At 43.6% G+C, this 14,945-nt stretch carries 13 protein-coding genes; 7 read left to right on the forward strand and 6 right to left on the reverse strand.

The features are described from left to right. Nucleotides 1-168: 168 nt before the first annotated feature. The 6 genes from yjjX to EGC80_RS00855 all read left to right on the forward strand — a co-directional run bounded on the left by yjjX (nucleotide 169) and on the right by EGC80_RS00855 (nucleotide 5,514). Nucleotides 169-741, forward strand: a complete 573-nt coding sequence (gene yjjX / locus EGC80_RS00830) for an inosine/xanthosine triphosphatase (protein WP_124013516.1) — start codon at nucleotides 169-171, stop codon at nucleotides 739-741. Continuing rightward, a complete protein-coding gene (locus EGC80_RS00835) occupies nucleotides 734-1,249 on the forward strand; it encodes a GNAT family N-acetyltransferase (protein ID WP_124013515.1) in 516 nt (171 codons plus the stop codon). Before yjjX ends, EGC80_RS00835 begins: the two co-directional genes overlap by 8 nt. Nucleotides 1,250-1,384: 135 nt before the next feature. Continuing rightward, the gene (locus EGC80_RS00840) at nucleotides 1,385-2,425 is read left to right on the forward strand and encodes an NADP(H)-dependent aldo-keto reductase (protein ID WP_101032789.1); all 1,041 of its coding nucleotides are present in this window, start codon (nucleotides 1,385-1,387) and stop codon (nucleotides 2,423-2,425) included. A 114-nt stretch (nucleotides 2,426-2,539) separates the two neighbouring features. Continuing rightward, nucleotides 2,540-3,799: an aminotransferase class V-fold PLP-dependent enzyme gene (locus EGC80_RS00845; protein ID WP_124013539.1), complete on the forward strand. Its 1,260-nt coding sequence runs from the start codon at nucleotides 2,540-2,542 to the stop codon at nucleotides 3,797-3,799. Between the two features lie 65 nt (nucleotides 3,800-3,864). After that, nucleotides 3,865-4,320: a SufE family protein gene (locus tag EGC80_RS00850; protein WP_124013514.1), complete on the forward strand. Its 456-nt coding sequence runs from the start codon at nucleotides 3,865-3,867 to the stop codon at nucleotides 4,318-4,320. 27 nt (nucleotides 4,321-4,347) lie between these two features. Continuing rightward, nucleotides 4,348-5,514, forward strand: a complete 1,167-nt coding sequence (locus EGC80_RS00855) for a membrane dipeptidase (RefSeq protein WP_124013513.1) — start codon at nucleotides 4,348-4,350, stop codon at nucleotides 5,512-5,514. A 244-nt stretch (nucleotides 5,515-5,758) separates the two neighbouring features. Here EGC80_RS00855 and cysC read toward each other — a convergent pair whose 3' ends face one another. The 5 genes from cysC to cobA are packed head-to-tail and all read right to left on the reverse strand — an operon-like array spanning nucleotide 5,759 to nucleotide 11,439. After that, a complete protein-coding gene (gene cysC / locus EGC80_RS00860) occupies nucleotides 5,759-6,382 on the reverse strand; it encodes an adenylyl-sulfate kinase (RefSeq protein ID WP_124013512.1) in 624 nt (207 codons plus the stop codon). A gap of 45 nt (nucleotides 6,383-6,427) precedes the next feature. Further along, nucleotides 6,428-8,152, reverse strand: a complete 1,725-nt coding sequence (locus tag EGC80_RS00865; protein ID WP_101032793.1) for an SLC13 family permease — start codon at nucleotides 8,150-8,152, stop codon at nucleotides 6,428-6,430. Between the two features lie 3 nt (nucleotides 8,153-8,155). Beyond that, nucleotides 8,156-9,598 carry a sulfate adenylyltransferase subunit CysN gene (cysN, locus tag EGC80_RS00870; RefSeq protein ID WP_124013511.1) on the reverse strand — a complete coding sequence of 481 codons (1,443 nt, stop codon included), beginning with the start codon at nucleotides 9,596-9,598 and terminating at the stop codon, nucleotides 8,156-8,158. A gap of 60 nt (nucleotides 9,599-9,658) precedes the next feature. Next, on the reverse strand, nucleotides 9,659-10,567 hold the full coding sequence (gene cysD, locus EGC80_RS00875) for a sulfate adenylyltransferase subunit CysD (protein WP_101032795.1): 909 nt from the start codon (nucleotides 10,565-10,567) through the stop codon (nucleotides 9,659-9,661). A 53-nt stretch (nucleotides 10,568-10,620) separates the two neighbouring features. After that, nucleotides 10,621-11,439: a uroporphyrinogen-III C-methyltransferase gene (gene cobA / locus EGC80_RS00880; RefSeq protein WP_124013510.1), complete on the reverse strand. Its 819-nt coding sequence runs from the start codon at nucleotides 11,437-11,439 to the stop codon at nucleotides 10,621-10,623. A gap of 282 nt (nucleotides 11,440-11,721) precedes the next feature. Here cobA and EGC80_RS00885 point away from each other — a divergent pair, with 282 nt between their 5' ends. Beyond that, complete coding sequence (locus tag EGC80_RS00885; RefSeq protein WP_124013509.1) at nucleotides 11,722-12,612, forward strand: phospholipase A; 891 nt, start codon at nucleotides 11,722-11,724, stop codon at nucleotides 12,610-12,612. 164 nt (nucleotides 12,613-12,776) lie between these two features. Here the strand turns inward: EGC80_RS00885 and EGC80_RS00890 are convergent, their stop codons facing one another. After that, a complete protein-coding gene (locus EGC80_RS00890; protein ID WP_124013508.1) occupies nucleotides 12,777-14,501 on the reverse strand; it encodes a hypothetical protein in 1,725 nt (574 codons plus the stop codon). Between the last annotated feature and the right edge of the window lie 444 nt (nucleotides 14,502-14,945).

The following is a 14,945-nucleotide window of genomic DNA, read 5'->3' on the forward strand; positions in this document are numbered from 1 at the left end:
CAGGTTTTATACCAACTCTACAAAGTCTTTATTTACAGTAACTTAAACTTAATCGTCATTAAAAAAAGTGGTTCATTAAACCAAAAAGAACTAAAATATCATACAATGTGGTTAACTTTACCACTGTGATTGTCACGGTTAACTCAAACAAAAAAGAAAAATAGCCCTATGCCAACATCTCCAGCGATATCGCAAACGTTAACTATCATTGTGGGTTCAACCAACCCGGTTAAAATAAGTGCAGCACAACACGCCATTGGACAATATTTCCCTGATGTTCAAATCCATTGTCGCGGCATGCATGCGCCATCATTAGTGGCAGAGCAACCCATGAGCGAAGCAGAAACTAAACTGGGGGCCATTAACCGCGCCAAGTTTTGCCAAGCCAATGCAAAAACGGCAAATCAACAGGCTGACTTTTATGTGGCGATGGAAGGCGGTGTAGATCCTTTTGAGCACGGCCCCGCCACTTTTGCTTATATGGCCATTATCCATAACGACACATTATCTGTCGGTCGCAGCGCCAACTTACCGCTACCGCAAACCATTTTTAACGCTTTACAAGCAGGTGAAGAACTGGGCAAAGTGATGGACAGAGTCTTTAACACCAACAACATTAAACAAAAAGGTGGCGCGATTGGTTTGCTCACCCAAGGTTTAGCCAGCCGTGAAAGCATTTATACCCAAGCATTAGTGCTGGCAATGGCTCCTTTTATCAATGCGGAATTATTTAATGACTAGACCAACCACAATGCCATTCACCTTAGACAACGGGGCAATAATCCGCCCACTACAAGCTCAAGACAATGCTGCATTGGCGACGATGATCCGTGAAGTGTCAGCAGAATATGGCTTAACTGCGGATAGAGGGTTTAGCGTTGCCGATAAGACGCTTGACTGTTTAAGTGAGGTATATCAAGCGCAAGGCTCACAATACTGGGTAATAGAATACCAAGGCAAAGTCGTTGGCGGCGCAGGTGTTGCCCCATTACCAGCCAATGATGGTGTGTGTGAATTACAGAAAATGTATTTTGCTAACACAATACGTGGCCAAGGTTTGGCGAAAAGATTATCGGCACTATGTGTTGAGTATGCCAAACAGCAAGGCTACCAGTCGATGTACCTCGAAACCACCGCTATATTAGTTGAAGCACTGGCCTTATATGAAAAATTAGGTTTCGTTCGATGCCAGCATTTAGGTGAAACAGGTCACGACGCCTGTGAAATCGCCATGACAAAAACACTGTAATAACGCTAAATAGGCATTAAACAAACGTATTTGCACGTTTTTTGCTCACTCTTTCTTTGTACTGTCTTATAGCGCTTTGCAAGGATGCAAAAGCTTGCTAGCCTCAGATCAAGCACATTCCATAGGAGGATGATAATGGAATACCAACGTATCGCGCATTCTAGCCTTGAGGTCAGTAAAATTTGCCTCGGCACCATGACTTGGGGTGAACAAAATTCCCAAGCCGAAGCTTTTGCTCAACTCGATTATGCTATTGGTCAAGGCGTTAACTTTATTGATACCGCTGAAATGTACCCTGTGCCACCCAAAGCTGAAACTCAGGGCGACACCGAACGAATTTTAGGTAACTACCTCAAAGCCCAAGGCAACCGCGATAATTTAGTTATTGCGACTAAAATCGCCGCGCCTGGTGGTAAAGGTGATTACATACGCAGCGATATGGCGCTCGATTGGCGTAATATCCATCAAGCCGTTGACGACTCATTATCACGCTTACAAATCGACACTATCGATTTGTATCAAGTGCATTGGCCCGATAGAAACACCAACTTTTTCGGCGAAATGATGTATGAGCATGACGACGAAGAACATTACACCCCTATTTTAGACACCCTTGAAGCCTTAGCCGAAATTATTAAACAAGGTAAAGTGCGTTATATCGGTATTTCTAATGAAACCCCTTGGGGATTTATGAAATACCTAAAATTAGCCGAACAGCACGATTTGCCGCGCATTATTAGCGTGCAAAATCCGTACAACTTGCTTAATCGCAGCTACGAAATCGCCATGTCTGAAATCAGCTATCGTGAAGATGTGCCGTTATTAGCTTATTCGCCGTTAGCCTTTGGCGCGTTAACCGGTAAATATGAAAATAATCAGTGGCCAGAAGGCGCACGCTTAACCGTATTTAAACGCTTTGCCCGCTATAACAGTACGCCAATGGCCCTTGAAGCAACTCAGGCTTATATCGATTTAGCCCGTGAGTTTAGTTTATCTCCGACCGAAATGGCCTTAGCGTTTGTTAATAGCCGCAAATTCGTCGCCTCTAACATTATTGGCGCCACTGATTTACATCAGCTAAAACAAAATATCGACAGCCACAAAGTCAGTTTATCTGCCGAGCTGATGCTAAGAATTAATCAATTGTCGGCGCTATATCGTTTTCCTTGTCCCTAGGCAAATGACATAACCGCTTAACAAATACGCTAATTGCCACAAACCCTTGCAATGGGCATCAAGATCAATGAAGATCTTGATGCCTTTTCTTTTCAGTATAGAAACCCTTATTTTATGAAGCCTGCATCGTCAACACCGTCTGCCGTTTTATTTGATCATCAAGCGATACGCGATCAATTTCCAGCGCTAAAACAGACCATTGGCGATTATCCTTTGTGCTACTTAGACACCGCAGCGACCAGCCAAAAGCCACAAGCTGTGATTGACGCAATGACCGAGTACTACCAACTCAATAATGCCAATGTGCACCGAGCGGCCCATCAACTGTCAGCCCGGGCGACTCAGCAATATGAAGCGGTTCGTCAACAAGTGGCTGAATTTATAAATGCCCAACGTCAAGACGAGATTATTTTTACCCATGGCACCACTGAATCGATCAATATGGTGGCCTATGGACTCACCTCGCAACTCAAACCCAATGATGTCATCCTAGTTGATACCGCGGCTCACCACGCCAATATTGTGCCTTGGCAAGAACTGGCAAAACGTACTGGCGCGGTGATAACCCCCATCCCACTGACAGCAGACGCGCAACTGGATATGGCGGCTTTTGACCGATTATTAACGCTTAAGCCTAAAATGGTTGCCATATGTCATGTGTCAAATGCATTAGGGACAGTCAATTGCGTCGAAGAACTGGTTGCAAAAGCCAAAGCCGTTGGCGCGTTAACCTTAGTGGACGGTGCCCAGGCCATAGCCCATTTATCCGTTGATGTGCAAAAAATTGATTGTGACTTTTATGTGTTTTCGGGCCATAAAATGTACGGGCCAACAGGCGTGGGAATTTTATATGGTCGATATCAACAATTAGACCAACTAACGCCAATGCTCACTGGCGGCGAGATGATCAAAACCGTCAGTTTTGCGTATACTGAATATGGGGCATTACCTAATCGCCTTGAAGCTGGCACCCCCGCTATCGCAGAAGTCATTGGCCTCGGGGCTGCTATCCGTTTTTTACAACAATTGCCCCGCGAGCCATTATGGGTCCACGAACAACAATTGATCCAGTATTTACAACAGCAGTTGCAACAGCTTGGCGATATTGAATTGTATGGCATTGCCAACGACAAAAACGCGACCAATATTGCTGCGGTGGCCTTTAATATTAAAGGTGAACACCACCAAGATGTGGGAATTTTACTGGATCAACAAGCGATTGCTGTACGCTGTGGTCATCACTGTGCCATGCCATTAATGGCTAGCCTTAATTTAGGCGGGTGTTGCCGTGCATCGATTGGCATCTATACTAATAAGCAAGATGTTGATCAATTTATTCATGCACTTAATGCCGTAAAAGAGTTATTGTTATAGTTCCAAAGCACAACACGATGATCCAAATGCATTTTTTATCTACCGCTGAGGTTAATTGAATTACCATGTTAAACCCAAGCGCCACACCTTCACCGCTGTTATTTTTGCCTTTATCGGATGAGTTAATTGAAGCGGTTAACCTCATTGAACAAGCCTATAGTTGGCAAGATAAGTATCGCCAAATTATGTTACTCGGTAAGTTAATACCGCCATTGGCTGCAGAATTTAAGCACGCGGATGCACAAGTAAAAGGCTGCGAAAGCCAAGCATGGCTCTATCATCACCGCTTAAATGGGCAACATTTTTATCTAGCCGATAGTGATGCTCGTATTGTAAAAGGCTTAATTGGATTATTACTGGCCAACTGCCAAGGTAAAACCACTGAGCAAATACACCAATTTGATGTGAAACAGTATTTTGACCGCCTTGGATTAAGTGGCCAATTAAGTCCATCTCGTACCAATGGTTTAACTGCGTTAGCGCAAGCCATCGTTGCCTATACACATGATGTTAGTACCTGAAACACTGTCCAACACTAAGGAATAATAATGACTCAAAAAGTCTGTAACCAAGCTCGCCGTCATATCTTAAAAGGCCTTGGAGCAGCCACATTATTAAGCCCTTTAAGCTCGCTTCCAGCATGGGCAGTTGAATCACGTCGTTTGTACATCGATGGTTTATCGTTTTTACCCACCGACATCAATGATGTTAAAGCCTCAAAGCTCGATGCCTTTATTGCCGATATTTCAGGGATTGATAAGATTGAGCAAGCGGATGGCACCATAAATTATAAACGCACTTATCAAGCCTGCATCAATAGCATTAAGCAAGCGGCTAACTCGGTCATTGCCAATCCAGACGTGTATCTGCAAGGGCAAACGGGGGCAGACATTAACAAGGCAAGAGCACAGCAACAAACTGCGGTATTTTTTCAAATTCAAGGCGCCGACTGTGTGGAAGATGACGGAGCAAACAATGAGTGGCCACTGTTAGACAGTTTGCATCAGCAGGGTTTACGCGTGCTGCAGCTAACCCACCATTATGGTAATCGCTATGCGGGTGGCGCATTAGATAATAACGGCTTAAAGAGTTTAAATCCCCCGTTAACCACCGCAGGGCAATCACTAATAGAAGAGTTAAATCGTAAAAATATCCTGATCGATGTGAGTCACTCCAGCGCCCAAACAGCCCTTGATACAGCAAAAGCCAGTCGGTCTCCTATTGTGCAAAGCCATGGTGCTGCGCGCGCTATTGTAAACAATGCCCGTTGCTCACCCGATGAAGTGATCCGCGCTATTGGCGATAGCGGCGGCGTATTTGGGGTATTTATGATGAGCTTTTGGCTGACTAACAAGCCGACACCCACAATTGAAGACTACATCAGGCAACTCGGTTATATTGCCAAAGTGGGCGGTGTCAATAGCGTTGCGATAGCCAATGACTTTCCACTTCGTGGTCAAGAAAACCTATTAGCGTTAGATAACAATAACAGCGAAGGCATAAAAGAATACCTTCCATGGTGGCACCGATTAGAAGAACAGAATGTATTAGGTTTTGACGTTGAGCCCAAGCATGTCGTTATTCCTGAGTTCAACAGCATCGACCGCATGAGCCGTATTGACGACGCCTTGAAAAAAGCTCGTTTCAAATCCACCGATCGCGATCGTTTTATGGGTGAAAACTGGCAGCGAGTGCTCAAGCAGGTGTTAGTCTAATGCACCATATACCCAAACGACCTTCGGTCTGCTAAAGAAAAGATAACAAGCGATAACAAGCGAACGCTGCGCTGCTAAGATTTTATAGCATCTAGCCGCGAAGCGTCCTAGCAGCGATCTAGGTTCTAGAAGGAGCCAAGCACCACCCTCTGGCGAGCTTGCGAGTTCCTAGAACCTATCTATTGACCTAGCTTGGGTATTGATAAAATAATCAGCCCTTTTTATGTGGTCGACTTAGGGAAGTTTAAATTCCTGCACCAGCGATTTCTCTCGGTGGGTTAAGCACCTCAATCGCTTTTAAGTAAGCCAGTAAACCATTCACCTGAGTATCGAGATCACCTTTACTGGTATCTATGGTTAACTCTGCAGATTCTGGCACTTCGTAAGGTGATGAAATGCCAGTAAAGTTGCTAATTTCTCCCTTTCGAGCTTTGGCATACAAGCCTTTGGTGTCGCGCGATTCGCACACGCTCAATGGCGTAGACACATGTACTTCAACAAATTGTCCTTGTGGGAATAACGCCCTGACGCGATCACGTTCTTCGCGGGTCGGTGAAATAAACGCCGACAACACCACTAAGCCTGAATCAACCATTAATTTAGCCACTTCACCGACACGACGTAAATTTTCATCGCGATCTTCAAGGCTAAAGCCTAAATCTTTACACAGACCATGACGAACATTATCACCATCAAGTAAATAAGTATGAAAACCGTATTCAAATAACGCCCGCTCTAATGCACCTGCAAGGGTTGATTTACCTGAGCCTGATAGCCCGGTAAACCATAATAATACCGGATTTTGGCCTTTTTGGGCGCCACGGGCAGCTTGGTCAATGGCATGTTGATGCCAAACAATATTGCTCATCACTACTCCTATAGAGTGGTTATTACACCACACTAAAATTCTTTGTTAAAACGGGAAAAAATACGGGATCGAAAAAATAACCACTAAGGAATACACTATTGATAACGGTAAACCTAAGCGAACAAAGTCGCTTAATTTATAATTACCGGCATTAAATACCATTAGGTTAGTTTGATAGCCGTAAGGCGATATAAAGCTCGCACTTGCCCCAAATACCACCGCCATAATAAACGGACGAGGATCCGCGCCAAAGCTGGTGGCAACCGCGTAAGCTACCGGAAATGCAAGTGCGGCGGCGGCGTTGTTGGTAATTAACTCGGTAACAATTAAGGTAATGAGATAAATCCCAACAAAGGCGGCAAACACACCATAACCATTAAAAAGACTTAACAACGCTTGCGCCATGATGTCTGCTAGGCCGGTTGTGACCATTAAGTTAGCTAACCCTAAGGCACTTCCTACGATAACCACCAGTTCTAACGGAAAGCGACGTTTAAGCTCACTTAAGGTTATCGCGCCAATCGCCACATAGCTGAGTAACAATAAAACTAAGCCTTTGGCTAATGGTAATACATCGAAAATGCTCGCCAAAATGGTTAATGCAAACCCAACAAGCACCCAGCTACCGCGTTTTTCATCTAAACGGACACTTAACTCTAAGCCACTGATAGCCGCAAAGTCGGTGGTTAAATTAGGACATTTAGAAAAACGGTCGCCTGGGGTGAGCAGTAATACGTCACCGGGTTGTAACACCACATCGCCTAGTCCACCTTTTAACGGTAGATGACCTCGACGAATAGCCATCACGGCAGCATCAAAGACTTCACGAAAGCGCGAATCTTTTAAGCTTGTGCCCACTAAACTTGATGATGGCGCTAGCACGGCTTCAACCAGATTTTGACCTTTTGCGTGCTGCTTACCAAACCATTCTAAACCGTCAAACTGATGTAACAGCTCAACCGACTCAACCGCACCGCTAAAACGTAAAACGTCATCGGCTTGCAGCACCATTTGCGGCGGCACTGGACAGATACGGATCCCACTGCGCTCTAACTCAACTAAATACAGTTTTTTAAGTGCCCGCAAACGGTTATCTATCACGCTCTTACCCACCAGGGTAGAGGTTTTGGCCACATGAGCTTCCAATAGATAAGGTAAAGACTCATCTTCGGATTCTTCACGTCTATCGGGTAAAAAGTTAGCCATGATGGTTAACACAACTAAACCACTTATGACCACTAATGCGCCGACTTGTGAAAACTCAAAAAAACCTAAAGGCTCAAGGCCCGCATTTTCAACAAAAGAGTTAACAATTAGACTCGTAGAGGTGCCAATTAGGGTTAATGTGCCGCCCAAAATTGCCGCGTAGTTTAATGGCAATAACAACTTAGAAGGCGCATGTGCTTGATTACGGCGCACCACACCTATTAACGAGGCGACGACCGCAGTATTATTGGTAAACGATGACAATAAGGCTGTCGATATACCTAACTTCGCTAATGTGGAAAATAACGAGCCTTTGCCAATGACTTGGCTTAATTTGCCCAGTAATGAGGTTTTCTCAAGTGCTGTGGCCGCCAGTACTAACAGCACTAAAGTGATCAGTCCGTTATTAGTAAAGCTGCCAAGTGCTACATTTAAGTCAACTAGCCCAAGGATATAACAAATTAACGAAGCGAAAAAAAACATGGCGGCCGGTTTTGCAAGCCCAGCAAGAAGCCCACCGACCAGCGCTAACAAGATAATCGCTAACAACCATATTTCGCTCATTAATTATTTTCCAAGTACGCTGATATCGCGCGCATTCCAATGCGGATAATGCTTACGCACTAACGCATTAAATTCGACTTCAAATGCACTAAACTCAGTGTTGGTTTGCTTGTCACCCTGATGACCACTGACGACCATAGCGGCAGCAACAGTGGCATTGGACAAACGATCAATTAAAATCATTCCACCGGTATCACGTACTAAGCTATAGGCATCTAACACAACCGATTCGGTTAAATCTAACTTAACCCGAGCGATGGTATTTAGGCTTAATGTGCTTGCTGCGCTGCGCTCAAGCGTATTGACATCGGTAATGTATTCAATTGCGCTTACCACCGCTTGGGTTTTCTTACCCGCCACTTTCACATCATATAACTGACCGATTTGTAATGGCTTTTCATCCATCCACACTAGGTCCGCTACTATGTGGTTAGCCATTTCTGGCGCGGTCGCCGGGTGAGCCAATAAATCACCACGTGAAATATCAATCTCATCTTCAAGGGTAATGGTGATTGCTTGACCTGCTACGGCTTCGGGTAAATCACCGTCAAAGGTGACAATACGTTCAATTTTACTGCGCTTGCCCGATGGCAATGCGACTAATTCGTCACCCACTTTAATGATGCCTGACGCTAACGTGCCAGAGAAACCACGAAAATCTAAGTTAGGTCGTAATACGTACTGCACCGGAAAACGTACCGGTAGCTCGCTCAGTTCACGCTGTGTATCGATAGTTTCAAGCAGCTCAAGTAATGTGCCACCTTGATACCAATCACATTGAGTACTAGGGTTGACCACGTTATCACCATTTAAGGCCGACAAGGGCACATAGTGAATATCTAAATCACCAAAGTCTTTCACAAAATCAGTAAAATCAGCTTGGATTTGGTCAAACACCGTTTGATCAAAGCCAACCAAGTCCATCTTATTCACGGCTACGACAAAGTGACGTAAACCTAATAATGAGGCAATAAACGCATGGCGTTTAGTTTGGGTTTGCACCCCATAACGCGCATCAACCAAAATGACCGCTAAATCACAGTTTGACGCACCCGTTGCCATGTTACGCGTGTATTGTTCATGGCCAGGGGTATCAGCAATAATAAACTTACGTTTTTCACTGGAAAAATAACGATAAGCCACATCGATAGTAATGCCCTGCTCACGCTCAGCTTGTAAACCATCTACCAATAGCGCAAGGTCAATGGCTTCGCCAGTGGTGCCCATTTTAGCGCTATCACTTTTTAAGCTTGCGAGCTGATCTTCATAAATTTGCGCGCTGTCATGCAATAAACGCCCAATAAGGGTACTTTTACCATCATCGACACTGCCACAGGTTAAAAAACGCAATAAGCCTTTATTTTGTTGTAATGCCAAATATTCTTTTACACCGTGCAGCTGGATCTCTGCGGCCATACGGTCGGTATTCTTTGTTGCTTGGTCCATAATCTTTCTCACTCAAATTCGTTCGCATGCTGGGTCGATAAAACAACCATATTCAATTGCTTAGAAATAGCCTTGACGCTTTTTCTCCTCCATTGAAGCACTTTGGTCTGAATCAATTAAGCGACCTTGACGTTCACTTGAGCGAGTTAACAGCATCTCTTCAATAATTTTTTCTAAGCTATCGGCTTCTGATGGCATCGCCGCCGTTAGTGGATAACAACCTAAGGTTCTAAAACGAACCCGCTCAACCGATTCAACATCGCCGGATTCGATTGGCATACGATCATCATCTTTTAAGATCAGCTGGCCGCCTTTGTTCACCACGGTGCGAGGGGCTGCAAAATATAACGGTACGATTTCGATATTCTCTTGGTAGATATACTGCCAAATATCAAGCTCAGTCCAGTTAGATAATGGGAACACCCGAATGCTTTCGCCTTTATTTACCGCGCCGTTATAGGTGCGCCATAATTCTGGACGTTGGTTTTTAGGATCCCAGCGGTGGTGCTTATCACGGAACGAATACACCCGCTCTTTGGCACGGGATTTTTCTTCATCTCGACGTGCGCCACCAAAAGCGGCATCAAATCCATATTGATTTAAGGCTTGCTTTAGCGCTTGGGTTTTCATGATGTCGGTATGTTTAGCACTACCATGGGTAAATGGACCAACACCTTGTTCAACGCCTTCTTGGTTAGTGTGAGTCAGTAGCTCAAAACCAAATGCTTTAGCTTGCGCATCACGAAAAGCGATCATCTCTTTGAATTTCCACCCCGTATTGACATGCAATAATGGGAATGGAATTTTGCCGGGGTAAAATGCTTTGCGCGCAAGATGCAGCATAACAGATGAGTCTTTACCAATAGAATAAAGCATCACAGGGTTACCAAACTCAGCTGCAACTTCACGGATGATCTGGATGCTCTCTGCTTCCAGTTGTTGTAAATGGCTTAACGAACGGCCTGCCATGATGATTCTCCATTAGCTAATATTGCTGCATCGCAGCGGGTTAAATTAATCGACTACAGCGCTTTAGCGACTGTGTCTAAATCTGTTTTTTGTTGCGCAGTGACGGGATCAAACCAATTCAAGCTCTCCGCTAATTCAACAACTTCACCGATAATCATCAGCGCAGGCATCTGCAAAGCAGGATCTGCGGCTAATTGAGCCAGTTCACCTAACTTACCCATAAACCGCTGTTGTGATGAGGTGGTTGCGTTAGACACGATTGCCACGGGCGTCTCAGCACTACGACCAGCATTGATCAAACCCTCACTGATAATATTGGCGTTTAATATGCCCATATAGACCACTAAGGTATTGTTGGAATTAGCATAACCGTGCCAATCCATAGGGCGACTCGCTAACTGGCAGTGACCTGTAATAAAGGTGACACCTTGAGCATAATCACGATGCGTTAGCGGAATACCAGCATAAGCCGACGTACCGCTGGCGGCGGTAATGCCAGGAACTACTTCAAAAGCAATACCCGCTGCGACTAAGATTTGTAACTCTTCGCCGCCCCTGCCAAAAATAAACGGATCGCCACCTTTTAAGCGCACTACATTTCTACGGGTGAATGCTTTGGTCACCAACAACTGATTAATTTCATCTTGGGCTGCGCTGTGTTTACCTGCGCGCTTACCCACGGCAATTTTTTCAGCATGACTGGGGATTAAATCTAAAATATCTTGGCTGACTAATGCGTCATATAACACTGCATCGGCATTCTTTAGGATGCGATAGGCTTTTAGTGTTAGCAGCTCAACGTCGCCAGGACCTGCGCCGACTAACCACACTTTGCCTTTGGCTTGTTGCCCCGGCATCGATACTAATTCCATCACATTAACCTTAAGATATTTGACCATATACAAATATAGCGTTTTCCATATTCCATATACAATAGTTTATAGTTAGTTTTTATAACTAAATAGCATATAAAGCCGTTTGTTGGTCGTTTACTCCATTTGACAGGCTAATACGGGCTGAATTAAGGGCTAGAATGAAAAAATGTTAACTTAATTCGACAAATCTCTGACAATTGATAACAATGACTCTCGAAAAATACTGTTTCTAAGAATGATATTAAAATTAAACCAATAATTATGCTTATGGATACTGCAATGATAAAAATCACTCAATATGTTGGACTCTCGCTGTTGTTACTTGGCTATAGTACGATCGCCATTGCAGAAGTTTCATTAGTCGACGAGCGCGTAAAAGGAGAACTCGCCACATCTGAAAAGCCATTTGTGATCACCCCGCACAAGGCCAATTACCTTCTACCAGTGACTTACCAAACCCGCACTAACGCATTGCCATTTGAGAGTAAATATCCAGATGAAGACTTCACCATTGATAACTTAGAAGCAAAGTTTCAAATCAGTTTTAAATTTCCAATTATGTATAACGTTTTTGGTGATAATGGCCATTTGTTCTTTGCCTACACCAATCAATCTTATTGGCAGGTTTATAACGAAGATGCGTCGTCTCCCTTTCGTGAAACTAACCACGAACCTGAAGTGTTTATGTTATTTAATAATGATTGGAAAATTGGCGGTTTTACTAACTCATTTTTAGGCATTGGCGCGGTACACCAGTCTAATGGCCAGACCAATCAATTGTCACGCAGCTGGAACCGAATTTATGGCAGTGCGGTATTTGACCGTGGTCCATTCGCACTGGGGCTTAGAGTGTGGTGGCGTCTACCAGAAGATGAAAAAGAAAACATTAATGTTGCTAAAGGTGATGATAACCCTGATATCAACCGCTATATGGGCAACTTTGAATTAACCGGAGTTTACGGCTTAAATGAGCATCGTTTTACCATGCTACTGCGTAACAACTTACGCGATACCAATCGCGGCGCTGTTGAATTGACTTGGAGTTATCCGATTATTGGTACATTACGTATTTATACTCAGTACTTTAATGGTTATGGTGAAAGCTTAATTGACTATAATCATCATAATCAGCGTGTTGGTATTGGTATTGCGTTAAATGACATTCTATAACATACGCGATTAACGTCGATTAAATCCGCAAGTGATCAACACTAAAGTGGCATGTGTGCCACATAAAAAAAGGTGACCATTGGGTCACCTTTTTAGTTTCGTTAACCATCTTGTGGTTTACGTCGCTTTAGCGAAACAGCCTTAATAAAAGCGGTTAACAGAAGCTACTTAGCACTGGCTTTGCTGTTTACTATAGAGCCAATCACTAAGCCTTTATCGGTAAAGTCTACCGACATCTGTAAACGCATATTGTAGTCTTTTAATATGAGCAACTCTTCTGGCATCGGTTCGCCACTCATTTCTACCATATCGACTAATGGGGCAAACATTTTCTGATAATCAACAGATAAGTTAACAAACCCATTAGACTCAAGAGTTTGCTTAAACATCAAATCAGCTAACTCTGTACCTCTATCGCCAGTATAAGCCACTAAATGATTACCTTTGATGGCTAATTTAGCGCTAACACCTAATTCAGGCGGTAACATTAACATGGGGGTAATGTCGACCGGATCACCATTATCTTTTAAGTCCACATTTGCCAGCGGTGGATAAAATGGCCTCATCATATCCACTAACATCATCGGCTTTTCAGCCGAAACGCTTATCAATGCATCTAGCTTTTCAAAGCTAGGCTGGCCATTTTTCTCGGTCAACTGGTAATCTGCTAGCGTCACACTGATGCCTTTAACACCATTCGCCATACCAGCCATCATGCCAAGCATCGCTGGATTGAGCTCACTTAACTCTGATTGCATTTGAGCCAGTGCAGTACATTGATATTGCGGTGTTTGTAAATCTTTCCATACTTCATTCAATGCTGGAGCTAATTGCTTCACATCAAGCCCAAACGCAACTGATAAGATATTGTCATGACCGTTACTGGCAAATGATGGTACAAAACCACGCATTTTATTTAAGGCAGACAAAATCACTTGATTGTTACTTTCAATCACCACTGCCGCATCGATAGTGCTTTCTTCGCGGGTAATTGAGTATGAGTTGAGTCCCATCACACTGCGTGGCCAATTGGCCGCTATCGCATTAAACTCGGTTTGGCACACAGGGGTTTTCAGTTGTGCAAATGGATCTTCGCCCTGTATTTCAATCATTTTGGTCATTTGCTTGGCCAGCATATTGCCGTCTGTCGACGTTAACCCTTTGACCAATTCAACATGGTTAATAAAGCTAATACTGTTTTGCATAAAACCATGAGTATTGGCAATGTCTTGCAACAGGGTAGTTTCGCTAATAGGGTGCTCAACTTTCTTCTCACCCAACGCGGTTTCAAGTAATTGAGGGGTGTTTAATGACGTATTCAAGGTCACCGTTAACCAGCCATCTTTAACGGAAAATACAACCTCAGCGTGTTCTTTTTCATCAACATCGGTTAATGCATAACCACGATATTCAACATTACCCGACTTGCCCATGGTGTGAGTTAAGCCGCTTTCCTGCTCGGCGCGATCTAATTCCGCCCAGAATGCTGCAGGATTGCTGATCTCAATTTTCATTACCGGCAATGCGCCTAAAGTATAAAAATAACTCTTAATTGAATCCGCTAAACCGTATGTTGATAGCAAGGTCTCAGGGTTAGGCAACACAGTCATGTATTGCTTATATAAACTGACAAAAAAGCGCTCTTGAGCTGATGAGCTATCATCGAGCGACAACATTTTATCCTTATCATAAGCTTGATAATTGCCAGCAATGCTATACAAATAATCTTTTAATGGAAATGGCACTAACTGCCCAGAAAACGCTAATGTATCAGCAGGGATATAGTCCAACATTGGGTCGTTTTTAACCACTGACGTCCCTTGTTGCGACAGAAAATATCCACCAGCACCAACAGCCAATACCACAGCAGCAATTGCCATTTTATTCATCTATAAACTCCAATTTATATTATTGTTAACTCTTCCTTGAAATGAGTTAGCGTTTAAACATTTATTATCTTTTTGGGATAAGCATTATCGATTACATCGATAAACTGCGGATTAATTTAGCATTAAATGTTAATAAGCGCATTAGATGTTACCTTTTGGGGGATATTTATCCTGAAAACCGCACCTGTAAAAAACCAATACGCCAAAAAGACAGCTTATTATCTAACGAGTTTTGAGAGGGAATTTGACGAGATAAAAGTGAAAATCAACAAGCATTAAGCAGGCAATAATTCAAACATCTGATTTCCCGATAACTCAAACCGCTGAGTTATCGGGAACAACCGAATCGATTACTTATACGCTAACAAGTCAATCAATGTGCTCGAGGACGCGAGCGAAGCTTTTGAAGGTACGTGGACTGCAAAAACAATCCCAAAACGTCTA

Source organism: Shewanella psychromarinicola (assembly GCF_003855155.1).
GTDB lineage: Bacteria > Pseudomonadota > Gammaproteobacteria > Enterobacterales > Shewanellaceae > Shewanella > Shewanella psychromarinicola.